This is a genomic window from Aquitalea palustris (genome assembly GCF_003693445.1).
In the GTDB taxonomy this organism is placed as follows: Bacteria; Pseudomonadota; Gammaproteobacteria; order Burkholderiales; family Chromobacteriaceae; genus Aquitalea; species Aquitalea palustris.
Map to the genome: position 1 here is coordinate 12,532 of NZ_RFAR01000011.1, position 23,827 is coordinate 36,358.

The window sequence follows — 23,827 nt, forward strand, 5'->3', positions numbered from 1 at the left end:
GGCTTGTTACTGTCCGTCCAGCCAGACGCGCGCCTGGGCGGTCATGCTTTCGGTACCGCCGCCAAAGCGTACGCCGCGTACCGGGCAGGCATCCAGGTAGTCCATGCCGATGGCCAGCTTGAGGTGATGCTCGTTGGCGGCCACCGCATTGGCCACGTCAAAGCTGTGCCAGGCCCCATCCACCCAGGCTTCGGCCCAGGCATGGCTGGAAACATGGTCGGCGGCGTGGGCCGGCGAGTAGACATAGCCACTGACATAGCGCGCCGGGATGCCCAGCTGGCGGGCGCAGCTGAGAAATACGTGGGTATGGTCCTGGCAGACGCCAGCGCCCTTGGCAAAGGCATCGGCCGCCGGGGTGTGGCTCTGGGTTTCGCCGGGCAGGAAGGGCATGTGTTCGCGTATGCCTTCTACCAGGCTTTGCAGCTGGTTCAGGCTGGGCGTCGGCTGGCGATAGCCGGCAGCAAACTGGCGCAGCGCTTCGTCCGGAGTGGTCAGCTCGGTCTGGCGCAGGAAAAACAGCGGCGGCAGGGTGTCGCACACGGGCGCGGTATCTTCGGTTTCCACCGTGCCGCTGACCTTGATGCGGATTTCCTGATGCGGATAGTCCAGCGTCAGCACGTGCAGGATATTGCCGTAGCTGTCGGTACTGCGATGGGCCGACTCCGGCAGCTCCAGCTGCCAGTCCAGAATGCGCAGGCCATTGCCGCCCTGCGGGGTCAGGCGCAGATACTGGGTGCTGTGACGCACCGGGCTGTCGTAGCGGTACAGCGTTTCATGACTGATGGCGAGTCTCATGACCATATCCTTTGGCGGTGCCTGGTATCAGGCGGTTTCCAGGTAGCTGTGGTGAATCAGCTTGCCCAGCAGATTGATGTCGTCGATCAGGCTGTCCAGGGTTTGCTCCAGTCCATCGGCAAAGATGTCCTCGATGCTGCTGTAGGTCAGCCGGGCCTGGATTTCGCTGGCGCGGCGACGTGCGGCACGGCCGGCCTGGCCTTCGATGCGTGCCAGCACCTTGTTGATTTCACCAAAGCAGGCACGCAGGCTGCGCGGCATGTCGTTGCGCAGGATCAGCAGCTCGGCCACCCGTTGCGGGGTGATGCTGTCGCGGTAGATGTCGCGGTAGGCTTCAAAGCCGGACACCGAGCGCAGCAGCGCGGCCCATTGGTAGTAGTCGAGGATGTTTTCCGCTTCCGGCTCGTTGTCGCTGATCTGCTTGGTTTTCACGTTGAGGATGCGTGCGGTGTTGTCGGCACGCTCCAGAAACGTCCCCAGCCGGGAGAAATGGAAGGTGTCGTTGCGCAGCATGGTGCCGTAACCGGCGCCGCGAAACAGGTGCGAGCGTTCGCGTACCCATTCCAGAAAGGTCGAGGCGCTGCGGGTATCCAGCCCGCGCCGTTGCCACTCGCGCATTTCCAGCCAGGTGCCGTTGACCTGCTCCCACATTTCCGAAGTGATTTTCACCCGCACCACGTGGGCGTTTTCGCGGGCGCTGCGCATGCAGTTGTAGATGCTGCCGGGGTTGTCGCCATCCAGCGCCAGATAGTGCAGCACCGCCTGCGGAGTGGGCGTGTGGTGGCGCTGCAGAAAGTCGGCGGTGCTGCCGGTGACATCCAGCGGCACCAGCAAATCATCCTGCGACGAGGCGTGCAGCAAGGACATTTGCAGGCTGACATCCAGCAAGCGCGCGGTGTTTTCGGCGCGTTCCATATTGCGTGCCATCCAGTACAGGCACCCTGCCATTCGGCTCAGCATGTGATGTCCTCCTTCAGAATCCAGGTGTCCTTGGTACCGCCGCCTTGCGATGAGTTGACCACCAGCGAGCCTTCGCGCAGGGCAACGCGGGTGAGGCCGCCAGCCACCAGCTGCACTTTCTTGCCGGACAGCACGAAGGGGCGCAGGTCGATATGGCGCGGCGCAATGCCGGCCTCGACAAAAGTGGGGCAGGTGGACAGCGACAGCGTGGGCTGGGCGATGAAATTGGCCGGGTCTTCCAGAATGCGCAGACGGTAGGCGGCGATTTCCTCCGTTGTTGCTGCCGGTCCCACCAGCATGCCGTAGCCGCCGGCTCCGTGGACTTCCTTTACCACCAGCTCGGGCAGGTGATCGAGCACATAGGCCAGATCGTCCGGCTTGCGCAGCTGCCAGGTGGGCACATTGTGCAGGATGGGTTCTTCGCCCAGATAGAAGCGGATCATGTCCGGCACATAGGGGTAGATGGACTTGTCGTCCGCCACGCCGGTACCCACCGCATTGCACACGCTGACGCGGCCTTCGCGATACACCGACATCAGCCCCGGCACGCCCAGCATGGAGCCGGCATTGAAGGCCAGCGGGTCCAGGTAGGCATCGTCCAGCCGGCGGTAGATCACATCCACCCGCTGCGGGCCGGAAGTGGTGCGCATGTAGACATGGCCGTTCTTGACGAACAGATCCTGTCCTTCCACCAGCTCCACCCCCATCTGGCTGGCGAGGAAGGCGTGTTCGAAATAGGCGCTGTTGTACTGGCCGGGGGTGAGCACCACCACGGTGGGGTTGTCCACCTCGGGCGGTGATACCGAACGCAGGGTGTCCAGCAGCATATTGGGGTAATGCTCCACCGGGGTGATGTCGTGGCTGGCAAACAGCTCGGGGAACAGCCGCATCATCATCTTGCGGTTTTCCAGCATATAGCTCACGCCGGACGGGGTGCGCAGATTGTCCTCCAGCACATAGAAGCCGCCATCGCTGTGGCGGATGATGTCCACCCCGGCGATGTGGGCGTACACCTGGCGCGGCAGGTCTATGCCCTGCATGGCCAGCTGGTAGCCGGCATTGGTGAGGATTTGCTCTGCCGGAATGATGCCGGCCTTGAGGATGTCCTGCTCGTGGTAGATGTCGTGCAGGAAGCGGTTGAGCGCGGTGACGCGCTGGATGCAGCCTGCTTCCAGGGTTTTCCATTCGGCGGCGGAAATGATGCGTGGAATGGTGTCGAAAGGAATCAGCCGTTCGGCCCCGCTTTCGTCGCCGTAGACGGCAAAAGTGATGCCGACGCGGCGAAACAGGGTGTCGGCCTCGGCCTGCTTGTTGCGCAGCCAGTCGGGTGTTGCCTGGTTCAGCCAGCTGGCAAAATGCTGGTAGGACGGACGGACTTCCTGTCCGGCAGCCAGCATCTCGTCGTAGTGGGTGTGGTCTAGCGGTGTGATCTGGTGCATCGCGCATTCCCCCTTGGTGGCTTGTGCTGAACACTACGCAATAAGCATGCCCAGCCGCTGGCAATAGGCTGCTGTTGCATGGCGCGACAGACGGGGACGGATGGAAACGAGGCAGGGCGGGACTGTGCGCACGATAGCGTGATGGCACGGGCGGGTCCGCTTTATTTTATAAGTATTGCTTAATACAGGATTGACGTACTGCATCAACTGCCGGCTATGCACCGGATTGAACCGGGCCGGTCTGCGCTGGTGCGTGGCGGGCTTGAGAATGGTGCAGGCCGATTGGCCGCTGGCAGGAGTGTCGGACAGGCGGCGCGTGAGAACCGCCTGCCGTGGTGCATACCGTAAGGGCGCGGCTTACAGGATTTCGGCGATATTGCGCGCGGCGCGCTTGGCATCGAGGAAAATCAGCCCCAGCTTGGCTTCGCGGCGGGCAATCACCGTGAGCACGGCATCGCGGCCGGCATAGCTCATCAGGATGTAGCCGTTGTCGCCCTTCACCATCACCTGTTCCAGTTCGCCGCGTGCCAGTTCCTTGGCGGTGCGTTCGCCCAGCGACAGCATGGCGGCGGCCATGGCACCGACGCGGTCTTCGTCCACATCCTGCGGCAGCAGGGCGGCCATGGTCAGGCCGTCGGATGAAATGATGGCCGACGCTTCGATATCGGCTGATGCGCCATTAAGGTCACTCAGAATGGACTTGAGCATCTGTTCACGCATGGTTTTCTCCAGTGGGTATTCTTGGCCCGCGCGGCGGGCTGCTTCTTGTTCAAGCGTAACGACGACTGAGCAGCTCGATCAGCGTCACGAAATGTTCGTCTTGCAGGCGAGGTGTGCCACCGATCACCAGCACGAAGGATTGCTGCCCGACATGCAGCGGGTAAAACGCCAGCTCGCTGTGGCCGGCCGGATTACTGATGGCCCAGGCCAGGTTGCTGATATTGAGGTTGTTTTTCAGCAGCAGGGCATGGCGGCGATTGAGCGAAATGATGTCGCCGGCCAGAGCGGCGATTTCCTCGGCCGACTCATGATGAAAGCCGGCGGTGGCGTAATACAGGCCATTGTCGTCGGCCAGCAGGGCGCGGCCGTTGCCGGACAGCGCCGCCAGCAGCGTGGGCAGCTGGCTTTCCAGATTGATGGCCAGCGGCGGGCGTGGCTGTTCGGTGCCGTGCACAAACTCCAGCCGCTGCAGCCGGTACAGTGTTTCCAGCCCTTTGCTCAGGTCGTTGCCGCTCCATTCTTCCAGCAGGGCCTCGGTCAGCGGTACGGAATGGCCCAGCCGCAGGATCTGGGTCAGCAGCACGCGTGCGGCGTCCTGCTCCGGGCTGGACACGGCATAGTAGGCACCGGCAGGGCTGGCGATGGGGTAGAGCGTGTCCTTGAGCGAAAGGTGGTCTGACATGATCAGCTTTCCAGCCCGGGGTCGATGGAGAACAGCAAGGCCAGTACCAGCTTTTTCACGTCCTCGCGCGAGCGGGCATCGATTTCGAAAATGGGTGGGCGCATGTCGAATTTTTCCAGCAGCGCGGCATAGGTTTCAATGCTGGGGCTGGCGCGCAGATCGGTCTTGGTGACGCCGATCACCAGCGGTGCGGCCTTGAGCATGTCGCGGAAGGCATTGAGGAAAAACTGCAAGTCCTTCACCGGATTGTTGCGGGTATTGTCCAGCAGCAGGATCAGGCCGATGCCGCCCTGGCTGAGGATGTCCCACATGAAGTCGAAGCGTTCCTGTCCCGGCGTGCCGTACAGGTGCACCTTGGTATTCTCGTCCAGCATCAGCACGCCGTAGTCCAGCGCCACCGTGGTAGTGTCCTTGCGGTTCAGCGTCATGTCGGAGGCGCGGGCATCGGTGGTCACCGGTGCGATATCGCTGATGGCACCGATGGCGGTGGTTTTTCCGGCGCCAACCGGGCCGGCGAAGATGATCTTGTTATCGTAAGCGCGCATGGGATTCCGTATTCCTGGTTACAGGCCAATGACCTTTTTCAGCAGGCGCGACAGCAGTCTGCCGCTGCCCTGCGCCGGCTTGGCCGGACTGGGGGCTGGTGCCGGGCTGGTGTTCTGCGGGCGGCTGGGTGCTGCCACCGTTTCCACTTTGCTGCCGGGGCGTACCGGCTCGGTGGAAATGACCGACAGCTGGGGGCTGCGGCTGGGCAGGTCGAGAATGCCGATGCCGTAGGCCGCTGCCAGATAGTTGAAAAGATCTTCCGGCGGCACTTTGAGCAGGCGGGTAATCAGCTTCAGGTTGACCGGTGTGCGGGTCAGAAAAGCCGTGATGCGCATGGCCTCCGGAATGGGTGGCAGCCGTGTCAGGTTGGGCCAGTAGCGCAGCCGGATCGGGGTATCGGTGGCGATGCCGCGCATCAGCCGGCCACGGCAAGTCCAGATGGCCAGCTGCCAGGCCAGGGTTTGCGGGCGGATTTCCTGCTGGGCTGCGTTGACCGGGCTATTGGCATACGGCTGCTGGTCCACTTCGTGACTGGGGGCGCTGCACAGCGGCTGCAGGGTTTCCAGTGGCTGCAACAGCAGCGCCTTGTCCTGTGCCGGCAGCAATATCAGTACCGGGACTTCGCGCACCCGGATCACCGCTGCAGTGCGCTGGCGCAGCAGGCGCGCCACCAGGCCGAACAGGCCGGCGCTGGGGTCGAAGCGTTCGAAGCTGATCTTGCCGCCAGCGCTGGCCGGGGTGCTCTGGTTTTCCGGCAGCATGCTGCGCACCACGCTGGCGGCGGCTGCTGTGTCGTGCTCGGCCTCCGGGACGGGGTCTGGCAGGTCCATCAGCTGCGGCAGATCGGACGGGGCCGGGCTTTGCTGTTGTTGCTGGGCGGCTGCAGCGGCACGGTGGGCTTGCTGTGACTGGCTGATGACCTCATCCAGCGTTGGTGCCACGCTGGCCACATAGGCGGCCGCCGCGCTGTGGTCGCTGGCGGCACTGGCAGGAGCCGCCACCATGGCGGCAGGTGCGGTGGCAACTGGCGGTGCTGCTGGCGCGGCCGGCAGCACCGTTGCACTGAGCCGGATGGCTGGTGTGCGGCCATTGGCCAGCAGTTCGCGCATTTGCGGGAACAGGGTTTCGATGCGCACCGGCTTGCGCAGCACGGCCGCCGGTGCTTCGCCGGCACGGGGTGGGGTGGTGGTGACAATCAGCGCCGGCAGATGCGGGTGGCTGGCGCGGAAATCATGCCAGGCATTCCAGCCGTCCACGCTGTCGACATCGACAATCGCCAGGTCCGGTACATGGCCGGGGGCTTCGTCCAGCAGCTGGTACAGCTGGTGCGAGTGGTGCATGCGAAAGGCCATGCGGAATACCGATAGCTTGCGCGGGTCCATGCCCACCGGCATGACGGTGATGAGCTGTGGTTGGGGTGCGTTGCTGAGCATCATGATCCGGTTTCTCAGGCCGCAAGCCGGTGCTGGTTGAGGCGTTGTTGCATGGTCTGGACGAAGCGGCCGAGCATGCCGGTGATTTCTTCCGGCGGCGTGGCCAGCCGGTCCCGTATTTGTCTGGCCAGCCAGGTGAAGCGGGCCAGGTCGCCCAGGTGTTCGTACAGTTTCAGTAGTGGTGGATACAGCTGGGCCTCGGCCGGGCTGGCGAGAATGGCCATCTCCAGGGTCTGGATGGCCATGTCGATCTGGCCGAATTCGATGAACTGCTCGGCCTCGCTCAGCGCATTGTCCAGCGGGCTGGCCGTGGACGGGGAGTGATCCGCCGTCACCAGTGCTCGCCACTGCGGCGGGGTGCTGGCCGGCGGGATGTAGGCGAAGCGGCGGCCCAGTTCTTCCAGTGCCAGCCGGTCCGGCTGCGCTTCCAGCGCCAGCAGCAGCGGGTGCTGACCCAGCTGGCAGCCCAGCTGCAGCAGTTGCTGTTTCAGTTGATGACCAAAATTGCCCACGCTGACATGGAACTGCCACAGGTAGCGGCAGAACAGCGGCAGATTGCGCGTCATATAGCAGGCGCGCAGGGTGTCGATCAGCCGTGACAGCGCGGCGTCCGGTGCGCTGGCCAGCTGTTGCAGGGCGGGCAGGGCTGCGGCGGGCTGGTGGCAGGCCAGCAGGATGCGCGCTTGGCGATCTGCCGGCAGCAAGCTGGTCAGCAGGTCGATTTCACGTTTGCTCAGCGGTGCCAGTTCGGCCTGGCCCTCCAGCAGCGCTACCCGCTGCATCTGGCTGGCCAGCTGCACGGCCTCATCCGCACTCACAGCCGGCTGGCCCGGGGTTTGCATCACGGTGCGCAGCAGCAGGTCTTCGTTGTTTGCTGCGGGCAGTTGATCGCCCAGCTGCCGGTTCACTTCTTCGATGCCCAGCCCCAGCCGGCTTTCTGCCAGTACGCGCAGTGCCAGGTTTTGCGGATCCTGCTGCAGGCCGGTGAATACCGCCTCGGTCAGTTGCTGGCGGTCCAGCAGGCTGCGTTCGTGCAGGCGCTCCAGCATGTCGCTGTAGTCGTCTATCCAGTGCAGTTGCAGATAGAGTTCGGCCAGGCGGCGGATGTGGGCCGGTGCATTGCTGGACGGGCCATCGACATAGGTGCGCAGGGCGAGGGCGGCCTGTTCCAGATAGCCGAATTCAAGAAACACTTCGATTTCGGCCAGGGCATCCAGGTCGTCCACCTCGTAGGACAGGGTCTGGTCTTCGCTGTCTTCGGTCTCGGCAGGGGCGCTGACCGGGGTGCTGACCGTGGTTTGCGGCTGGCTGACCGGGCGGGGGGGCTGACGGATGACGGCTTCGGGCAGCAGATCCGGTCGGCGCGGCATGGTGCTGCTGCCGGGTTGGCGACGCAGCAAGGTGCGCAGCATCATGCCGATGAGCAGCAGCAAGACGGCCACGGCGGCCAGCGCCTCGGGCGAGGCGCTCAGTTGATCAAGCAAGGGGGCGAAACTGTTCATGCGGGTCGCCGCTCAATCCAGGGTGAAGTCGGCGGCGGTGATCAGATCGGTGCCACACTCCAGGGTTTCAAACCAGTCGAGGAAGCGCTTGACCATGTCCTTGCCCTTGAACGAGCCACCGTGCTGCGGCACGATCCACTCCACATCCAGCTGGCGCACCATCTGCACCCACAGTCGGCAGGCCTTGTTATTGGTCATGTAGCGCTTGTGAAAGCCCAGCATGTGGCTGTCGATCAGGTGGGCGTCGAAATCGCTGACCGGTTTGCCGGCTTCGTGGCCATCCATCAGCGAAGCACCGATGTCGCCGGAAAACAGGATCTTGCTGATGGGGTCGTACACCTGGAAGAAGCCGACGGTATGCAGATAGTGGGCCGGTACGACCTTGAGGGTGGATTCGCCCAGCGTGACATTCATGCCGCGCGGCGGAATGGGAATCAGCCGGCCTTCGGTCACGCCGCGAATGCAGAAGTGCGGCAAAAAGCGCACCCATTCCTGGGCGATGATGATTTGCGCATCGGTGATCAGCAGCCAGCCATTGGCCGAAGCAATGATGTCCGGGTCCTGGTGCGAGGCGAAAATATAGCGGGTGTGCGAGGGCAGGAAGTAATCGGCCAGTTCGGCGATCAGGTGCTTGTAGGTGAGGTTGCCACCGGGGTCCAGCAACATGCCGTCACCCTTGTCGATGATGGCGAACTGGTTGGACTGGATGCCTTCACCCTGTACCAGTTCGGTAAAGGCGACGCATTTGTGATTGCCATCATCGTAAAGCACCAGAGCCATGGCTGTTCCTTGCGTGAAAATTGCCGGCAGCAGGGAAATCCTGCAGGCAATTCTGCTGACGCGGCCCGACCCGGCTAGAGTCTGCTGTCCGCTGTCATCAATACTTGTGAGAAGGTGTTTATTATTTTCATTTCGATATAAATCGTTTTGATATGAGTCAAGGATGGCGGAAATGCAGGCTGAATATTCATTTGGAATATAAGTTTTGCGCAGCAGAGCAAATGTGCATTGAATATCAGGGGCTTCTGACAAGGCGGCTCACCGCGACCCGCTGCGTGGCTTTGCCGCTGGCATGAGGAGCGCAGGCAGCTGGCCACCGGGGCGGCGGCAGCTGGCTAACGGATTTTCAGCTGGCGCATGGCCTCGGTGATGGCCCGGACGATGGCCGGATCGGACTGCGGATTGGCCGCCAGGTATAGTTCCTCGCCTTGCGGCATGCTCAGTACCGGCTGGAATTGCTCGTCCGGTAGCTTGAGGCGCGCCAGCTGGCTGCGTAGCTGCTCGGGGTCGGCAATCAACAGCTGCGCGGCACCGCTCAGCAACAGTCGCGGGCACTCCTGCTGACTATTGGTGGTGAGGAACTGGCTGTTTTGCACGAAGCCGGCCTTGATCAGGAATTCTTCCTGCACGTCGTGATTGCCGACGCAGACCTTGCAGCAGCTTTTCACCTGCTCCAGCGACTGCGGGGCCACCGTGGTTTCGCTGCTCAGCCGATAGAAAATCCGTTGCATGTGGCCAAGGGGGCCCAGCCAGACAAACTGCTTTTCGCGGGTGCTGGTGCGGGCAATGGAGTAAATCAGGGTATTAGGACGGGTCGCGGCCATGCGGTAGGCCCTGGCCCAGGGCAGGACCTGGATATCAGCCTTCAGCCCGGCATGCGCCAGAATGTCCTTGACCAGCTGGGTATTGCGCCCGGCGACATTGCCCTGGGCATCGATGGTGCTGAGCCAGGACGAGTTTTCGGTCACCACCAGCAGCTTGCCGTCAGCCATGGCCGTGCCAGGCAGGCAGAAGCACAGCGCCAGCAGCAACGCGTGGCAGAGCCGGGCAAGGGGTGAGCGGCAGTTGGTCATGGTCAGGCTCTCCGGTGATCGCTCATTGCGAGCAGCTAACAAAACCCCTGGTGCTGTCTTTGTCGGCAGGCCTTGCGCCAGGGGGGTGCGCTATTTTGTTCGCCGCGCTTGGTGTGTAACAAAGTATAAACGCTGCAAATGACAAAAGCCGCAGGGTAGGCCCCCGCGGCTTTATTCTTGCAGGCAGTCGGCTGCTTACAGCTTGCCGTCCAGCCAGGCCGGCAGGCCTTCCAGCGCGGCAGCCAGGTTCTCCGGCTGCGTACCGCCAGCCTGGGCCATGTCCGGACGACCACCACCCTTGCCACCTACTTGCAGGGCCACCTGATTCACCAGCTCACCGGCCTTGACCTTGCCGGTCAGATCCTTGGAGACGCGGGCAATCAGGCTTACCTTGCCATCGGCCACGCAGGCCAGCAGGGCCACGCCGCTTTCCAGCTTGTCCATCAGCTTGTCGCTCATGTCGCGCAGGGTGGCAGCATCGATATCCTCGATCTTGCTGATCAGGCAGGACACGCCCTTGATGCTTTGCTGCTGGCTGGCCAGCAGCTGGTCGAGCTGACCCAGCGCCAGTTGGCCCTTCAGCTGCTGTGCCTGTTTCTGCGCGGCCTTCAGTTCCGCCTGCAGTTTTTCCAGCTTGGACAGCAGTTCACCCGGCTGGGCCTGGGCGATGGCGGCAGCAGCTTTCAGTTCGCCATCCTGTGCCTGTACCAGGGCCACGGCGCCTTCGCCGGTAACGGCTTCGATACGGCGCACGCCAGCAGCCACGCCGGTTTCGGCGATGATCTTGAACAGGCCGATGTCACCGGTGCGCTTGACGTGAGTACCACCACACAGTTCGGTGGAGAAGTCGCCCATCTTCAGTACGCGTACGGTGTCGCCATACTTTTCGCCGAACAGGGCAATCGCCCCGGCCTTGATGGCGTCGTCGTAGGACATGTGGCCCACGCTGACTTCCACATTGTGGATGACCACGCGGTTGACGATGCGCTCCACTTCGGCGATTTGCTCGGCGGAAACCGGCTCGTTGTGGGCGAAGTCGAAGCGGGCACGCTCCGGGTTCACCAGCGAACCCTTCTGCGCCACGTGTTCACCCAGGACATGGCGCAGGGCGGCATGCAGCAAGTGGGTGGCCGAGTGGTTGCGTGCGGTGGCTGCGCGCTGGTGCAGGTCGATGGTGGCGGTCACGCTGTCGCCCACCTTCAGGTGGCCACGGGCCAGACGGCCTTTGTGACCGAATACGGCGGCTTGTACTTTCTGGGTGTCGGCCACGTCGAACAGTGCAGCCACGCCGCCCTGGGCGGAGATTTCACCCACATCGCCTACCTGACCACCGCCTTCGGCGTAGAAGGCGGTGTTGTCCAGCACCACGATGCCTTCGTCGCCGGCTTCCAGTTGCTGTACGGCTTCATTGCCCTTGTACAGTGCCAGTACCTTGGCATCCACGCTGGTGGATTCGTAGCCGTTGAATACGGTGTCGGCGCCGCTGTAATCGACATTGCCGGCCATCTTGAAGGACGAGGCGGCACGGGCGCGTTCACGCTGGGCTTCCATCGCCTTGTCGAAGCCGTCCTGATCCACTTCCACTTCGCGTTCGCGGCAGATGTCGGCGGTCAGGTCCAGCGGGAAGCCGAAGGTGTCGTACAGCTTGAAGGCGGTTTCGCCATCCAGCACCTTGCTGTTGGCCGCCAGTGCGGTTTCCAGCAGGGCCATGCCCTTGTCCAGGGTTTCGGCAAAGCGCAGTTCTTCCTGGCGCAGGCTGTCTTCGATTTCGGCCTGCTTCTGACGCAGCTCCGGATAGGCATCGCCCATTTCCGCGGCCAGATCGGCTACCAGCTTGTGGAAGAAGAGCCCTTTCTGGCCCAGTTTGTAACCGTGGCGGATGGCGCGGCGGATAATGCGACGCAGCACATAGCCACGGCCGTCGTTGGACGGGATCACGCCATCGGCAATCAGGAAGGAACAGGCGCGGATGTGGTCGGCAATCACCTTGAGCGAGGGGATATCCATGCTGAAGGCCACGCCGGTTTCGCGGGCAGCAGCTTTCAGCAGGTTCTGGAACAGGTCGATCTCGTAGTTGGCGTGTACGTGTTGCAGCACGGCCGAGATACGCTCCAGGCCCATGCCGGTGTCCACCGACGGCTTGGGCAGCGGGTGCATGGTGCCGGACTCGTCACGGTTGAACTGCATGAACACGTTGTTCCAGATTTCGATGAAGCGGTCACCGTCTTCTTCCGGGCTTCCCGGCGGGCCGCCCCAGATGTGGGCGCCGTGATCGTAGAAGATTTCGGTACACGGGCCGCAGGGGCCGGTGTCGCCCATCTGCCAGAAGTTGTCCGAGGCGTAGGGCGCGCCCTTGTTGTCGCCGATGCGGACGATCTTGTCGGCCGGAACGCCGATTTCCTTGTTCCAGATGTCGAAGGCTTCGTCGTCGGTGGCGTATACCGTCACCATCAGCTTGTCCTTCGGCAGTGCCAGCCATTGTTCGCCGGTGAGGAATTCCCAGGCGAAGTGGATGGCGTCGCGCTTGAAGTAGTCGCCGAAGCTGAAGTTGCCCAGCATTTCGAAGAAGGTATGGTGACGTGCGGTATAGCCGACGTTTTCCAGGTCGTTGTGCTTGCCGCCGGCGCGTACGCATTTCTGGCTGGTGGTGGCGCGGCTGTAGGGGCGCTTGTCAAAGCCGAGGAACACGTCCTTGAACTGGTTCATGCCGGCATTGGTAAACAGCAGGGTGGGGTCTTCCCACGGTACCAGCGAACTGGAAGCTACTACCTGGTGGCCTTTGGAGGCGAAGAAATCCAGGAATTTCTGGCGAATTTCTGAGGTTTTCATGTCGTTTTCGTCGAGATTGAATTCGTTGGCATCGGCGTGGGGGCTGATGCTGAGCATGCTGGATTGTGTCAAGCCGCAACAAGGCTGGCAAGGGCTTCGGCTCCGGCCACGCTCAGTCTGCGTTGTTTGGCGGAAAATCTTCATCCATGGGGCTGCCTGCCATCACCTGGCGGATGATGTCCATGCCAAAGCCGCGCGCGGCCAGAAAACGCATCTGGCGGGCTCTTTCCTGCGGGGTGTCGGCTACGCTGCCGAATTTTCTTTCCCACTGGCTGCGGGCCAGGCTCAGGTCGTCGCGATCTTCCAGTACCTGGGCAATGTCTTCCTTGCCCACGCCGCGCTGGCGCATTTCCTGCTGCAGGCGGCGGCTACCGTATTTCTGGCCCTTGATGTCGGCAAACTGCTGGGCAAAACGGCTATCTGACTGCCAGTTGCGCTCGGCCAGCTCGTCCAGCAGGGTGGCGAGTTGTTCCGTGCTTTCGGCAAACGGCGCGAGCCGCCGCTCCAGTTCCCGCCGGGTGTATTCCCGGCGGGACAGGAGATCGACGGCTCGCGCCTTCAGGCTTTTTTCCATCGACAAGCCGGTGCGTTTCACGCGTCCAGCATGTCGTCGGCCAGCTCTTCGTCGTTCTCGGTAATTTCTACCTTGATGCCGACGGCGTCACGGATCTTGGCTTCGATTTCCTGGGCAATGGCCGGGTTGGATTTCAGCCATTCGCGGGTATTGTCCTTGCCCTGGCCGATTTTCTGGCCGTTGTAGGCATACCAGGCGCCGGACTTGTCAACAAAGCCATGCTTGACGCCCAGCTCGATGATTTCGCCTTCGCGGCTGATGCCTTCGCCGTACAGGATGTCGAAATCAGCCTGGCGGAACGGGGGCGATACCTTGTTCTTCACCACCTTGACGCGGGTTTCGTTGCCGATGACTTCGTCACCCTTCTTGATGCCGCCAACGCGGCGGATGTCCAGACGCACCGAGGCGTAGAACTTCAGCGCGTTACCACCGGTGGTGGTTTCCGGGTTGCCGAACATCACGCCGATCTTCATGCGGATCTGGTTGATGAAGATCACCAGGGTGTTGGTGCGCTTGATGTTGGCGGTCAGCTTGCGCAGGGCCTGGCTCATCAGGCGGGCTTGCAGGCCAACGTGGCTGTCGCCCATTTCGCCTTCGATTTCCGCCTTGGGTACCAGGGCAGCCACCGAGTCGATCACGATCACGTCCACGCCGCTGGAACGGACCAGCATGTCGCAGATTTCCAGGGCCTGCTCGCCGGTGTCCGGCTGGGAAATCAGCAGGTCTTCCACTTTTACACCTAGCTTCTGGGCGTAGATCGGGTCCAGTGCGTTTTCTGCGTCGATATAGGCGCAGGTGCCGCCCAGCTTCTGTGCTTCGGCCACGGCCTGCAGACACAGCGTGGTTTTACCGGAAGATTCCGGGCCGTAGATTTCCACGACACGGCCACGCGGCAGACCGCCGATACCCAGCGCCAGGTCCAGGCCCAGCGAGCCGGTGGATACCACCTGCAGGTTTTCATTGATCTGGTTGTCGCTCATCCGCATGATCGACCCCTTGCCGAACTGCTTTTCGATCTGGGCAAGGGCAGCCGCCAATGCGCGGCTCTTGTCTTCTGACGCCATGCTGTCTCCAATTGCGTGTGGTGGGACCAATAGATGGGGGATTATCGCACAAAGCCAAGAGCCGACAAATGCGAATGGCAGCTTGAAATGACGCCAACACGCGCAACATGGTATTGATGGAGAGGCTGGCCGGAATCGCCTGGTCAGGTAAAATGAGAGCATGATGAACGAGCGCGCACAACGTCTGCTGAAAACGCTGATCGAACGCTATATTGCCGATGGTCAGCCGGTGGGATCGAAAACCCTGTCCATGCTGTCCGGCATGGAGCTGTCGTCCGCGTCCATCCGCAACATCCTGGCCGATCTGGAAGGCATGGGGCTGATTGCCTCGCCGCACACTTCGGCCGGACGCATTCCCACGGCCAAGGGCTATCGCCTGTTTGTCGATCACCTGCTCACCATCCAGCCGCTGGAAGAACTGGCCATGCGCGAGCTGCAAAGCAGCCTGCAGCCGGACAGTCCGCAGCGCATTGCCCAGGCGGCGTCTACCTTGCTGTCCGACCTTACCCACTTTGCCGGGGTGGTGGTGACGCCGCAGCGTTCCGACGTGGCCTTCCGCCAGATCGAATTCCTGCGGCTGTCCGAGCGGCGCATCCTGATGATTCTGGTGACGCTGGATGGCGATGTACAGAACCACCTGCTGTCCACCGAGCGCGACTACAGCCCCAGCGAGCTGATCGAAGCCGGCAATTTCATCAGCCAGCATTACGCCGGCCAGGGCCTTGGCGCGATTGCCAGCCTGGTGGCCAGCGAACTGCGCGAACTGCAGGGCAATATCACCGAGCTGATGGCCGCTGCCGTACGCTTTGGTCAGAACTCGCTGGGGAGCCCCAGTGATGCGGTGGTGATTGCCGGCGGCATGAATCTGCTGAATGTGCGCGACCTGTCGGAAGACCTGTCGCGCCTGCGCGAGCTGTTTGCCACTTTCGAGCGCAAGACCGAACTGCTGAAGCTGCTGAACCAGGGCCAGGAAGCCCAGGGTGTGAACATTTTCATCGGCGAAGAGTCTGGTGTGATGACGCTGGACGAGTGTTCGGTGGTGACTGCGCCTTATCGCATCAATGGCCTGGTGGTCGGTACACTGGGTGTGGTCGGCCCCACCCGCATGGCCTATGAGCGGGTGATTCCCATCGTGGACATCACCGCCAGACTGGTCTCCAGTGCGCTCTCCTATTAAGCCGCCACGACGGCACCTAACGGAAACCCCTGATGAAACGATTGTTGATGGCCGCCGCCCTTGCCGGCGGTGTGATGTCTTCTCTGGCGCAAGCCGATGCGGCTTTTCTGGCCCGTCCCGATGTACAGCGCTATATCGACGAGCAGGTAGCCAGCGGCGTGTTCAATCGCCCGGAGCTGGAAGCGGTGTTTGCCAATGTGGAAATCAAGCCCAATATCATCGCCATTCTCGACAAGCCGTCCACTTCGCGGCCGTGGTACCAGTTCCGTTCCAGCTTTTATAACGAACGCCTGCTGAAGAGCGGCGTGGCCTTCTGGCAGCAGCATGCCGCCGCCTTGCAGCGCGCCGAGCAGGTATATGGCGTACCGCCGGAAATGGTGGTGGCCATTCTGGGCATCGAAACCAATTATGGCCGCAATACCGGCAGCTTCCGCCTGGCCGATGCCCTGTCCACCATTGCCTTCAACTACCCGCGCCGCGCCGAGTATTTTCGCGGCGAGCTGACCGAATTCCTCAAGCTGGCCAAGGAAGAAGGTATCGACCCGCTGTCGCTGAAAGGCTCTTACGCCGGGGCGATGGGCCTGCCGCAATTCATGCCGTCCAGCTTCCGCAAATGGGCGGTGGATTTTGACGGCAGCGGCCATCGCGACATCTGGAACAACGTCGACGATGCCATCGGCAGCGTGGCGCATTACTTCCAGCTGCAAGGCTGGCGCCATGGCGACGACATCATCATTCCGGCGGCAGTGCAGCCGGGGGTGGATGTCAGCGGGCTGGTGGCCGACAAATTCAATCTGCACCTGACCGTGGGCGAACTCAAGGCGCGGGGCGTGTTGCCGCAGGCCCAGGTGGCGGACAATGTGCAGGCGGTGCTGGTGCCGCTGGAAACTGCGCCGGGTGTCACCGAATACTGGCTGGGGCTGAACAACTTCTACGTCATCACCCGCTATAACAAGAGCACCCTGTATGCCAAGGTGGCACAGGAACTGGCCGCCGAATTGCGCCTGCGTTATCTCAATGCCCAGGCGCTGCAAGCGGCCCAGCCGGCTGCCACGGCAGCAGAGCCGACCCCGGCCCCGTAAGGCCGGGCCAGCCGGCAGGCGGCTCCAGCCAAAAGGAGTCGCCTTGCCGGCCAATTGCCATTAAAATCCGCCCCCATGAGCTATCAAGTCCTTGCCCGCAAGTGGCGCCCCAAACGCTTTGCCGATCTGGTCGGTCAGGAGCACGTGGTGCGCGCCCTCTCCAATGCCCTGAATGAAGAGCGGCTGCACCACGCCTATCTGCTGACCGGCACGCGCGGGGTGGGCAAGACCACCATCGCACGCATTCTGGCCAAGAGCCTCAACTGCGAAACCGGCACCACCGCCGAGCCTTGCGGCGAGTGTTCGGCCTGTCGCCAGATCGACGCCGGCCGCTTTGTCGACCTGCTGGAAATCGACGCCGCCTCCAATACCGGCATCGACAATATCCGCGAGGTGCTGGAAAACGCCCAGTACGCGCCCACCTCCGGCCGTTTCAAGGTCTACATCATCGACGAAGTGCACATGCTGTCCAAGAGTGCCTTCAACGCCATGCTGAAGACGCTGGAAGAGCCGCCGGCCCACGTCAAGTTCATCCTGGCCACCACCGATCCGCAAAAAGTTCCGGTCACGGTATTGTCGCGCTGCCTGCAGTTTTCCCTGCGCAACATGACGCCACAGCAGGTGGCAGGCCATCTGGCGCATGTGCTGGAAGTGGAGCAGCAAAGCTTCGAACCGGCGGCATTGGCCTTGCTCGGCCGTGCCGCTGCCGGCTCGATGCGCGATGCGCTGTCGCTGCTGGACCAGGCCATTGCCTATGGCATGGGCGAGGTCCGGGAAGAGGGCGTGCGTGCCATGCTGGGTGCGGTGGATCGCCGCTATCTGTTCGTGCTGCTGGACGCGCTGGCGGCCGCAGATGGCCCGCGCCTGATGGCCGAGGCGGAACAGCTGGCACAGCGCGGTATCGGTTTTGACAGCGTATTGGCCGAAATGGCCGTGCTGCTGCAGCAACTGGCCATGGCGCAGACCGTGCCTGCGGCCATTGCCGATGACGAGCCGGAGCGCGAAGCGCTGTTTGCACTGGCCAGCCTGATCGCACCGCAAGATGTGCAGTTGTACTACCAGATCGCCATTCATGGCCGCAAGGATCTGGCGCTGGCACCCGATGAGCATGCTGGCTTCAACATGACCTTGCTGCGCATGCTGGCCTTTCATCCGGCCCATGCCCAGCCCGACAGCGTAGCCGCGCCGCGCAGTAATACTGCTGCGGCAGCCACTCGGCCAGCGCCAGTGGCGATGCCGGCACAGCCCGATGCCGGGGTGGATGGTTCGGCTGCCGCCCGCGCCTTGTTGGCTGGCCTGGGGAATCGCAAGCCAGCCAGCCGACCAGCTGCGCAAGAGCCTGGCACGGCGGCTGACGCCGAACCCGAACCTGCTGCACCCGCGCCGCTAGCCGCTCCTGCGCCAGCGCAGCCTGTCACGCCTGCTGTATCTGCTGTATCTGCTGTAGCTGTTGCGCCAGCCGAGCCAGTGGTGACTGCGCCAGCTCCGGCAGTCATTGCACAGGCTGCCCCGTCTGTCGCCGCAGATGACGACGAGCGCGACGACGAGGATGAGACCGAGCTCGACAATACCGCTCCGTGGGATGAGACCGAGGCAGAAGAAGCCATGCCGGCCTACGCCATGGCCGAAGAGTCCACGGCGGTGGATGCAGCGCCTTATCAGTTTGATGGTGACTGGGGCGGGCTGGTCACGCAGCTGGGCACCCGTCTGGGGGCCTCGCGTATGCTGGCGCACAATGCCGTGCTCAAGGGCTGGAGCCAGTCGCGGCTGGAACTGGCCGTGCCGGATAGCTTCCGTCACATGGCCACCCGTGATTATCAGGAAAAACTCAAGACCGCACTGGCCGAGCAATTTGGCCATACGGTGGAACTGGTGGTGACCATAGAGGAACTGGGGCTGGAAACACCGGCCATGCAGGGCGCTCGCCACCGCCAGGAACAATTGGCCCAGGCCCGGATTTGCCTGGAAAACGATCCGGTGATTCAGCAACTGGTGCGCGATATGGGCGCTACGCTGATCGCTGAAACGATTCAACCTGTTCAGGAGTTGTGAAATGTTCGGTAAAAACGGTATCGCTGGTCTGATGAAGCAAGCCCAGCAAATGCAGGAAAACATGAAGAAGGCCCAGGAAGAGCTGGCCACGGTGGAAGTGGAAGGCCAATCCGGTGCCGGCCTGGTGAAAATCGTCATGACCTGCGGCCACGATGTAAAGCGCGTGTCCATCGACGACAGCCTGCTGGACGATGCCAAGGAAGACAAGGAAATGCTGGAAGACCTGATCGCCGCCGCCGTCAACGACGCGGTACGCAAGGTAGAAGCCACTTCCCAGGAAAAGATGTCCGGTTTCACCAATGGCCTGAATCTGCCGGCTGGTATGAAACTGCCCTTCTAATCCAGCCCGCACGACCAGCCGCATTGCGGCCCGGTCGTGACCCATGGCGGGGCCTGACGGCCCTGCTGCAGCCAGGGAGCCGTGATGGAACAGGTATTGCATGGCCATTGCCTGTGTGGCGCGGTACGGTACCAGTGCCAGGGCCGGCCTCTTGGCGTGTCTTACTGCTATTGCAAGACCTGCCAGCTGGCAGCCGGTGCACCGGTTTATCTGGGGGCGTTGTTTCTCCGCCAGGCAGTCCGCTGGCAAGGTGCGACCACGGCCTATCGCTCCTCGCCACTTGGCCTGCGGCATTTCTGCCCGGTCTGTGGCAGCACCCTGTTTTATGAATGCACCGATGGCAGCCAGCGGCTGGAAATAACCGTCGCCACGCTGGAGCAGCCGGCGTCGCTGCCGCCTGATTGCCACGAATGGACCGACAGCGCCATTCCCTGGTTTCACCTTGACGATGCCTTGCCGCGTTATCCACAGGGCGGGCCGGACTGAAGCCGGCTTACCTTTCCTTATCCTTTCCTGCCTGTTTGCCGATGAAAAACCCACCCGCGCTCGACCAGTTGATTGCCGCCCTCAAGGTATTACCCGGTGTCGGCCCCAAAACCGCCCAGCGCATGGCCTTCCATTTGCTGCAACGGGACAAGGCAGGCGCCGACAAGCTGGCACGGGCGCTGGATAGGGCCTTGACCAAGCTGACCCATTGCGAACGCTGCAATACCTTTAGTGAAACCCCGCTGTGCAGTATCTGTGCCGATCCGGAACGCCGGCCGGATCAGCTGTGCGTGGTGGAAATGCCGGCTGATCTGATGACGCTGGAGCAGGCCAAATGCTATCAGGGCCTGTATTTCGTGCTGATGGGCCGTATCTCGCCGCTGGACAATATCGGCCCCAAGGATGTCAATCTGGACAAGCTGATGGTGCGGGCGCTGGATGAGGTAGTGGAGGAGGTGGTGATTGCCACCAACTTTACCGCCGAGGGTGAGGTCACCGCCCATATGATTGCCGAACTGCTGAAAGAGCGTGGCCCCAAGGTGTCACGCATTGCCCGTGGCATGCCGGTGGGTGGCGAGCTGGAATATGTCGACCTGAGCACGCTGGCGCAGGCGGTATACGAACGCAAATCGCTGACTCCGCCGGCTGATCCGTCTGCCCAGCCGGGCTGAGCGGTTTATTCCTGTGCCTGGCGCAGCAGAGCCCCCAGCAGCGCCACGCCCTCGCGCTGATGCAGTGGATCGAAAAAGCTGAAGTTCAGCCGCAGCGCATTGCTTGGCCCGTGCTGCGGGTAGAACAGCGTTGATGGCGCGTAGTGAATGCCTTGCTCGATAGCCATGGGCAGTAGCGCTGCGCAATCCAGCCCCTCGGGCAGGATCACCCACTGAAAGTAACCACCCTCCGGCTGCAATAGCCGGCTGCCGGCTGGAAAACTCTCCTTTATCTGCTCCTGCATGGCATCGCGCCGGCTGCGCAGGCTGGCGCGCAGCCGTGTCAGCATGTCGCCGTGCTGGCCGGAGGCCAGCAGCCGCGCCAGTGCCATCTGGCTGGGTAGCGGCGTGCCGAGCGAGCTGCACAGTTTCAGCCCGCGCACGGTATTGCTCAGCCGCCCGGCGGCGATCCAGCCCACCCGGTAGCCCGGTGCCAGCGATTTGCTGAAGGACGAACAGTGCAGCACCGTGCCGCTGCGGTCGTAAGCCTTTAACGGCGCTACGCCCTGTGTGCCGAAGTACAGTTCGCGGTAGGTGTCGTCCTCGATGATGCACACGCGATGGCGCTCGGCCAGTGCCACCAGTGCACGTTTTTGTGTTTCCGGCAGCAGCAGCCCGGTGGGGTGCTGGAAATTGGCCATCAGCACGATGCCGGCCGGGCGTTGCTGTTGCAGCAGCTTGTCCAGCGCCTCCAGATCCAGGCAGCCCTGCTCGGACAAAGCCAGTGGCAGCATGCTGATACCCAGGTGGCGTAGCTGCTCCAGCGCCGCCGGAAAAGCCGGTGTCACCACCACCATGCTGTGGCTGCCAGAGGCGCTGACCGCTGCGCGCATGGCCAGCGTCAGTGCTTCCATGCCGCCGCAGGTAATCAGCAACTCATCACCGGCCAGGGTGATGCCCTGGCTCAGATAATGCAGGCCCAGTTCACGGCGCAAGCCCTCGAAGCCTTCTATCGGCGTGCTGGACAGCGCGGCGCGGTAGTCTTGCAGCGCGCGGCTGAGGGCACGGTTCATCTGGGTGGTGTTGATCAGTGCCGGGTTGATGAAGGGGCAGCCCCAGGGCATGGGCAGGGCGGTGGTCAGGTGCTCCATGCGCAGCACACCGTCGCTGGCCGGTTCGGCCGGGCGCAAGGCGGCCGCCGGTGTACAGACGCGAAAACCGGAGCGGGGCAGGGCTTGCAGCAAGCCCTGTCTCTCCAGTTCGGCATAGGCGCGCTGGGCGGTGGTGAGGCTGACGCCATGATCCTGGCACAGCCGGCGCAGCGAGGGCAGGCGGTCGCCGGCGCGCAGCTGGCCCTGTTCGATGGCATGGCGGAACAATTGTGCCAGCTGCAGGGTTTTGCTCATGAATGAAGGACTCGCATGGTGTGGGGCTCAGTCGCCGATAAAGCTGCTTTTTTCCTGCAGCACATGGCCGGGCTGGTCGAGCGAGCGGATGACAAAACGGATGTCATGCGCGCCCCTGGCAGCGTACTGCGGCTCTACCTGCACTCGCAAGCCTATGGTTTCGGTGGCGGTAGCTGCCAGAGCCACCGGCCGGTTGGCAGTCGCCAGGCGGATGCCCGGCAGGCCTTCCACGCTGATGACGAAGCGTTGCGGCAGCTCGCTGCTGTTGATCAGCCGCACACTGTAACTGTTTTCCAGCCAGCCATCGTCGGTTTCCCGCACCAGGGTGGCGCGGTCGCGCAGGATGTCGGCCTTGAACGGAATGCGGTTGAGAAAGCTCACCACGGACAGCACGCTGATGCCCAGCAGCAGACCGCTGTAAAACAGCACGCGTGGACGCCGCCAGGCCGGCTTGATGTCAGTCTGGCCTTCAAGTGCCGCAGCGCTGGTGTAGCGGATCAGCCCACGCGGGGCATGCAGCTGGTCCATCACCTGATCGCAGGCATCGATGCAGGCGGCGCAGCCAATGCATTCGTATTGCAGGCCATTGCGAATGTCGATGCCAGTGGGGCAAACCTGCACGCAGATGCCGCAGTCGATGCAGCCGCCGGCGGACTTGTCTGCCTGCTTGCCGCGTGGTTCGCCGCGCTGGCTGTCGTAGGAGATGATCAGCGTGTCGCGGTCGAACATCGCACCCTGGAAGCGGGCATACGGGCACATGTGTGTGCACACTTTTTCCCGTAGTTGCCCGGCCAGCAGATAGGTAAACGCGGCGTAGAACAAGATCCAGAAGCTTTCCCACGGCCCCAGCGTTCCCTGCCACAGGCTGCCTGCCAGCTGGTTGGCCGGGGTGAAGTAGGCCACCAGCGAAAAGCCGGTCCACAGTGAAAACAGCAGCATCAGGCCGTGGGCCAGCCCTTTTTTCGTGAGTTTGCCGGCGCTGTTGGGGGCAGCGTCCAGCTTGCGCCTTGCTTTGTGGTCGCCCAAGACCAGCCGCTCCAGCCACAGCATGATCTGGGTGTAGACCGTTTGCGGACAGGAATAACCACACCACAATCGCCCGGCTAGCGTAGTCCACCAGAACAAGCCCAGCGCGCACAGCACCAGCAAGGCTGCCAGATACACGAAATCCTGCGGCCAGAAGCTGGCACCGAAGATGAAAAACTGGTGGCGATCCAGATCAAACAGCACCGCCTGGCGCTCATTCCAGCGCAGCCAGGGCAGGCCGAGGAAAACCAGTTGGGTCAGGACAACCAGTGCCACGCGGATAGTGTTGAAGCGGCCACTGGTCAGGCGCGGATAAATCTTGATGGGAACGGGCTGGGTCATGGTGCGGGGTCCGGAAAGATAACCCGCACTTTGTAGGCGCTGTCACCATGACAGACAATGCACAGTTGTCTGTCTGTTTGTGTGTACAGATGCCAGATGTTCTTTATATATCAATGAGTTGATCTGTTATGCCAAAGTCTGCTCATGGCCGGGTAATGACAGATTCGATACAGATGGTTTGCGCCAGATCAAGTGCGCCAGATGCGGCCAATCTGGCGGGCACTTTAGCGTGACAGCTGCGGAAACAGCCGGTACAGCCCGTCAACAATGATCTCCACCGATACCGCAGCCAGCAGCATGCCCATCACCCGGTTAACGATATTGATGCCGGTCTGACCCAGCAGGCGGCTGATGGGCGAGGCCAGTACCAGCGCGCCATAGCAGGTGACGGCCACCAGCAGGCTGCTGATCAGCAGATACACCACCTGCACCCAGGAGTGGGCCGTGGAGGCATAAATGATGACGGTGGAAATGGTGCCTGGGCCGGTGAGCAGCGGAATGGCCAGGGGCACGACCGCGATATTGGTCTTCGCTTCGGCTTCCGACTGTTCTTCCTTGGTGGTCTTGGTGGGTGCCGGCTGCGCGTTCATCAGGGCGATGGCAATCAGCATCACCAGCAAGCCGCCCCCCACCTGGAAAGAACCAATGCTGATGCCCAGAAAATGCAGCAGGGTTTCGCCCACCACGGCAAACAGGCAGAGCACCACTGCCACCGCCAGCGTGGTGGTTTTGGCAATGCGCTTGCGCTCCAGCTGGTTGGCGTTGGGCGTCAGGCTGATGAAGATGGGAATGGCCCCCAGCGGATTAACCAGCACCAGCAGGGCAATGAAGATTTTGGCGATTTCGAGTTCCATGGTGGCCTTATGGTA

22 protein-coding genes are annotated in these 23,827 nt (G+C 62.4%); 6 read left to right on the top strand and 16 right to left on the bottom strand.

The window, feature by feature from the left end; translation table 11 throughout:
* Nucleotides 1-6 precede the first annotated feature (6 nt).
* The 13 genes from EAY64_RS03620 to recA all read right to left on the bottom strand — a co-directional run bounded on the left by EAY64_RS03620 (nucleotide 7) and on the right by recA (nucleotide 14,397).
* Entirely contained in the window at nucleotides 7-795 is a 789-nt protein-coding gene (locus tag EAY64_RS03620) for a transglutaminase family protein (protein WP_103523431.1), read from the bottom strand.
* A gap of 27 nt (nucleotides 796-822) precedes the next feature.
* The gene (locus EAY64_RS03625) at nucleotides 823-1,755 is read right to left on the bottom strand and encodes an alpha-E domain-containing protein (RefSeq protein WP_103523432.1); all 933 of its coding nucleotides are present in this window, start codon (nucleotides 1,753-1,755) and stop codon (nucleotides 823-825) included.
* Nucleotides 1,749-3,194, bottom strand: a complete 1,446-nt coding sequence (locus EAY64_RS03630) for a circularly permuted type 2 ATP-grasp protein (RefSeq protein ID WP_103523433.1) — start codon at nucleotides 3,192-3,194, stop codon at nucleotides 1,749-1,751. Before EAY64_RS03630 ends, EAY64_RS03625 begins: the two co-directional genes overlap by 7 nt.
* A 357-nt stretch (nucleotides 3,195-3,551) precedes the next feature.
* On the bottom strand, nucleotides 3,552-3,914 hold the full coding sequence (locus tag EAY64_RS03635; protein WP_059284502.1) for a roadblock/LC7 domain-containing protein: 363 nt from the start codon (nucleotides 3,912-3,914) through the stop codon (nucleotides 3,552-3,554).
* 49 nt (nucleotides 3,915-3,963) lie between these two features.
* Nucleotides 3,964-4,596, bottom strand: a complete 633-nt coding sequence (locus EAY64_RS03640; protein WP_103523434.1) for a hypothetical protein — start codon at nucleotides 4,594-4,596, stop codon at nucleotides 3,964-3,966.
* A 2-nt stretch (nucleotides 4,597-4,598) separates the two neighbouring features.
* On the bottom strand, nucleotides 4,599-5,141 hold the full coding sequence (locus tag EAY64_RS03645; RefSeq protein WP_103523435.1) for a GTP-binding protein: 543 nt from the start codon (nucleotides 5,139-5,141) through the stop codon (nucleotides 4,599-4,601).
* Nucleotides 5,142-5,159: 18 nt separating this feature from the next.
* Nucleotides 5,160-6,578 (bottom strand): hypothetical protein, encoded by a 1,419-nt coding sequence (locus tag EAY64_RS03650; protein WP_103523436.1) that lies wholly within the window; start codon nucleotides 6,576-6,578, stop codon nucleotides 5,160-5,162.
* Between the two features lie 11 nt (nucleotides 6,579-6,589).
* Nucleotides 6,590-8,077 carry a hypothetical protein gene (locus tag EAY64_RS03655; protein WP_103523437.1) on the bottom strand — a complete coding sequence of 496 codons (1,488 nt, stop codon included), beginning with the start codon at nucleotides 8,075-8,077 and terminating at the stop codon, nucleotides 6,590-6,592.
* Between the two features lie 12 nt (nucleotides 8,078-8,089).
* Nucleotides 8,090-8,857, bottom strand: coding sequence for an oxygen-binding di-iron domain-containing protein (locus EAY64_RS03660; RefSeq protein WP_103523438.1), 768 nt, complete (start codon nucleotides 8,855-8,857; stop codon nucleotides 8,090-8,092).
* A 335-nt stretch (nucleotides 8,858-9,192) separates the two neighbouring features.
* The gene (locus tag EAY64_RS03665) at nucleotides 9,193-9,930 is read right to left on the bottom strand and encodes a substrate-binding periplasmic protein (protein WP_103523439.1); all 738 of its coding nucleotides are present in this window, start codon (nucleotides 9,928-9,930) and stop codon (nucleotides 9,193-9,195) included.
* A 195-nt stretch (nucleotides 9,931-10,125) separates the two neighbouring features.
* Entirely contained in the window at nucleotides 10,126-12,759 is a 2,634-nt protein-coding gene (gene alaS / locus EAY64_RS03670) for an alanine--tRNA ligase (protein WP_103523480.1), read from the bottom strand.
* A 112-nt stretch (nucleotides 12,760-12,871) separates the two neighbouring features.
* On the bottom strand, nucleotides 12,872-13,354 hold the full coding sequence (gene recX, locus EAY64_RS03675; RefSeq protein WP_226034158.1) for a recombination regulator RecX: 483 nt from the start codon (nucleotides 13,352-13,354) through the stop codon (nucleotides 12,872-12,874).
* Nucleotides 13,351-14,397, bottom strand: a complete 1,047-nt coding sequence (recA, locus tag EAY64_RS03680) for a recombinase RecA (RefSeq protein WP_103523440.1) — start codon at nucleotides 14,395-14,397, stop codon at nucleotides 13,351-13,353. The genes recX and recA overlap by 4 nt, the downstream gene beginning before the upstream one ends.
* A 163-nt stretch (nucleotides 14,398-14,560) precedes the next feature.
* Here recA and hrcA point away from each other — a divergent pair, with 163 nt between their 5' ends.
* The 6 genes from hrcA to recR all read left to right on the top strand — a co-directional run bounded on the left by hrcA (nucleotide 14,561) and on the right by recR (nucleotide 20,205).
* Nucleotides 14,561-15,574 (top strand): heat-inducible transcriptional repressor HrcA, encoded by a 1,014-nt coding sequence (hrcA, locus tag EAY64_RS03685; protein ID WP_324255871.1) that lies wholly within the window; start codon nucleotides 14,561-14,563, stop codon nucleotides 15,572-15,574.
* A 32-nt stretch (nucleotides 15,575-15,606) separates the two neighbouring features.
* Nucleotides 15,607-16,656: a lytic murein transglycosylase B gene (mltB, locus tag EAY64_RS03690; RefSeq protein WP_103523442.1), complete on the top strand. Its 1,050-nt coding sequence runs from the start codon at nucleotides 15,607-15,609 to the stop codon at nucleotides 16,654-16,656.
* 75 nt (nucleotides 16,657-16,731) lie between these two features.
* Nucleotides 16,732-18,708, top strand: a complete 1,977-nt coding sequence (gene dnaX, locus EAY64_RS03695) for a DNA polymerase III subunit gamma/tau (RefSeq protein WP_103523443.1) — start codon at nucleotides 16,732-16,734, stop codon at nucleotides 18,706-18,708.
* A 1-nt stretch (nucleotide 18,709) separates the two neighbouring features.
* On the top strand, nucleotides 18,710-19,048 hold the full coding sequence (locus EAY64_RS03700) for a YbaB/EbfC family nucleoid-associated protein (RefSeq protein WP_103523444.1): 339 nt from the start codon (nucleotides 18,710-18,712) through the stop codon (nucleotides 19,046-19,048).
* Nucleotides 19,049-19,132: 84 nt separating this feature from the next.
* On the top strand, nucleotides 19,133-19,534 hold the full coding sequence (locus tag EAY64_RS03705) for a GFA family protein (protein ID WP_103523445.1): 402 nt from the start codon (nucleotides 19,133-19,135) through the stop codon (nucleotides 19,532-19,534).
* Between the two features lie 41 nt (nucleotides 19,535-19,575).
* Entirely contained in the window at nucleotides 19,576-20,205 is a 630-nt protein-coding gene (gene recR, locus EAY64_RS03710) for a recombination mediator RecR (RefSeq protein WP_103523446.1), read from the top strand.
* 5 nt (nucleotides 20,206-20,210) lie between these two features.
* On the opposite strand, the gene EAY64_RS03715 is transcribed toward recR, so the two are convergent.
* The 3 genes from EAY64_RS03715 to EAY64_RS03725 all read right to left on the bottom strand — a co-directional run bounded on the left by EAY64_RS03715 (nucleotide 20,211) and on the right by EAY64_RS03725 (nucleotide 23,812).
* Nucleotides 20,211-21,590: an aminotransferase-like domain-containing protein gene (locus tag EAY64_RS03715; protein WP_103523447.1), complete on the bottom strand. Its 1,380-nt coding sequence runs from the start codon at nucleotides 21,588-21,590 to the stop codon at nucleotides 20,211-20,213.
* A gap of 27 nt (nucleotides 21,591-21,617) precedes the next feature.
* Entirely contained in the window at nucleotides 21,618-22,958 is a 1,341-nt protein-coding gene (gene ccoG / locus EAY64_RS03720) for a cytochrome c oxidase accessory protein CcoG (protein WP_103523448.1), read from the bottom strand.
* Between the two features lie 224 nt (nucleotides 22,959-23,182).
* Nucleotides 23,183-23,812 (bottom strand): MarC family protein, encoded by a 630-nt coding sequence (locus tag EAY64_RS03725; protein ID WP_103523482.1) that lies wholly within the window; start codon nucleotides 23,810-23,812, stop codon nucleotides 23,183-23,185.
* Nucleotides 23,813-23,827 lie beyond the last annotated feature (15 nt).

Coding starts and splice junctions, on each gene's coding strand:
- EAY64_RS03620 (WP_103523431.1), bottom strand. CDS start 795: ATGAGACTCGCCATCAGTCATGAAACGCTGTACCGCTACGACAGCCCG.
- EAY64_RS03625 (WP_103523432.1), bottom strand. CDS start 1,755: ATGCTGAGCCGAATGGCAGGGTGCCTGTACTGGATGGCACGCAATATG.
- EAY64_RS03630 (WP_103523433.1), bottom strand. CDS start 3,194: ATGCACCAGATCACACCGCTAGACCACACCCACTACGACGAGATGCTG.
- EAY64_RS03635 (WP_059284502.1), bottom strand. CDS start 3,914: ATGCGTGAACAGATGCTCAAGTCCATTCTGAGTGACCTTAATGGCGCA.
- EAY64_RS03640 (WP_103523434.1), bottom strand. CDS start 4,596: ATGTCAGACCACCTTTCGCTCAAGGACACGCTCTACCCCATCGCCAGC.
- EAY64_RS03645 (WP_103523435.1), bottom strand. CDS start 5,141: ATGCGCGCTTACGATAACAAGATCATCTTCGCCGGCCCGGTTGGCGCC.
- EAY64_RS03650 (WP_103523436.1), bottom strand. CDS start 6,578: ATGATGCTCAGCAACGCACCCCAACCACAGCTCATCACCGTCATGCCG.
- EAY64_RS03655 (WP_103523437.1), bottom strand. CDS start 8,077: ATGAACAGTTTCGCCCCCTTGCTTGATCAACTGAGCGCCTCGCCCGAG.
- EAY64_RS03660 (WP_103523438.1), bottom strand. CDS start 8,857: ATGGCTCTGGTGCTTTACGATGATGGCAATCACAAATGCGTCGCCTTT.
- EAY64_RS03665 (WP_103523439.1), bottom strand. CDS start 9,930: ATGACCAACTGCCGCTCACCCCTTGCCCGGCTCTGCCACGCGTTGCTG.
- alaS (WP_103523480.1), bottom strand. CDS start 12,759: ATGAAAACCTCAGAAATTCGCCAGAAATTCCTGGATTTCTTCGCCTCC.
- recA (WP_103523440.1), bottom strand. CDS start 14,397: ATGGCGTCAGAAGACAAGAGCCGCGCATTGGCGGCTGCCCTTGCCCAG.
- hrcA (WP_324255871.1), top strand. CDS start 14,561: ATGAACGAGCGCGCACAACGTCTGCTGAAAACGCTGATCGAACGCTAT.
- mltB (WP_103523442.1), top strand. CDS start 15,607: ATGAAACGATTGTTGATGGCCGCCGCCCTTGCCGGCGGTGTGATGTCT.
- dnaX (WP_103523443.1), top strand. CDS start 16,732: ATGAGCTATCAAGTCCTTGCCCGCAAGTGGCGCCCCAAACGCTTTGCC.
- EAY64_RS03700 (WP_103523444.1), top strand. CDS start 18,710: ATGTTCGGTAAAAACGGTATCGCTGGTCTGATGAAGCAAGCCCAGCAA.
- EAY64_RS03705 (WP_103523445.1), top strand. CDS start 19,133: ATGGAACAGGTATTGCATGGCCATTGCCTGTGTGGCGCGGTACGGTAC.
- recR (WP_103523446.1), top strand. CDS start 19,576: ATGAAAAACCCACCCGCGCTCGACCAGTTGATTGCCGCCCTCAAGGTA.
- EAY64_RS03715 (WP_103523447.1), bottom strand. CDS start 21,590: ATGAGCAAAACCCTGCAGCTGGCACAATTGTTCCGCCATGCCATCGAA.
- ccoG (WP_103523448.1), bottom strand. CDS start 22,958: ATGACCCAGCCCGTTCCCATCAAGATTTATCCGCGCCTGACCAGTGGC.
- EAY64_RS03725 (WP_103523482.1), bottom strand. CDS start 23,812: ATGGAACTCGAAATCGCCAAAATCTTCATTGCCCTGCTGGTGCTGGTT.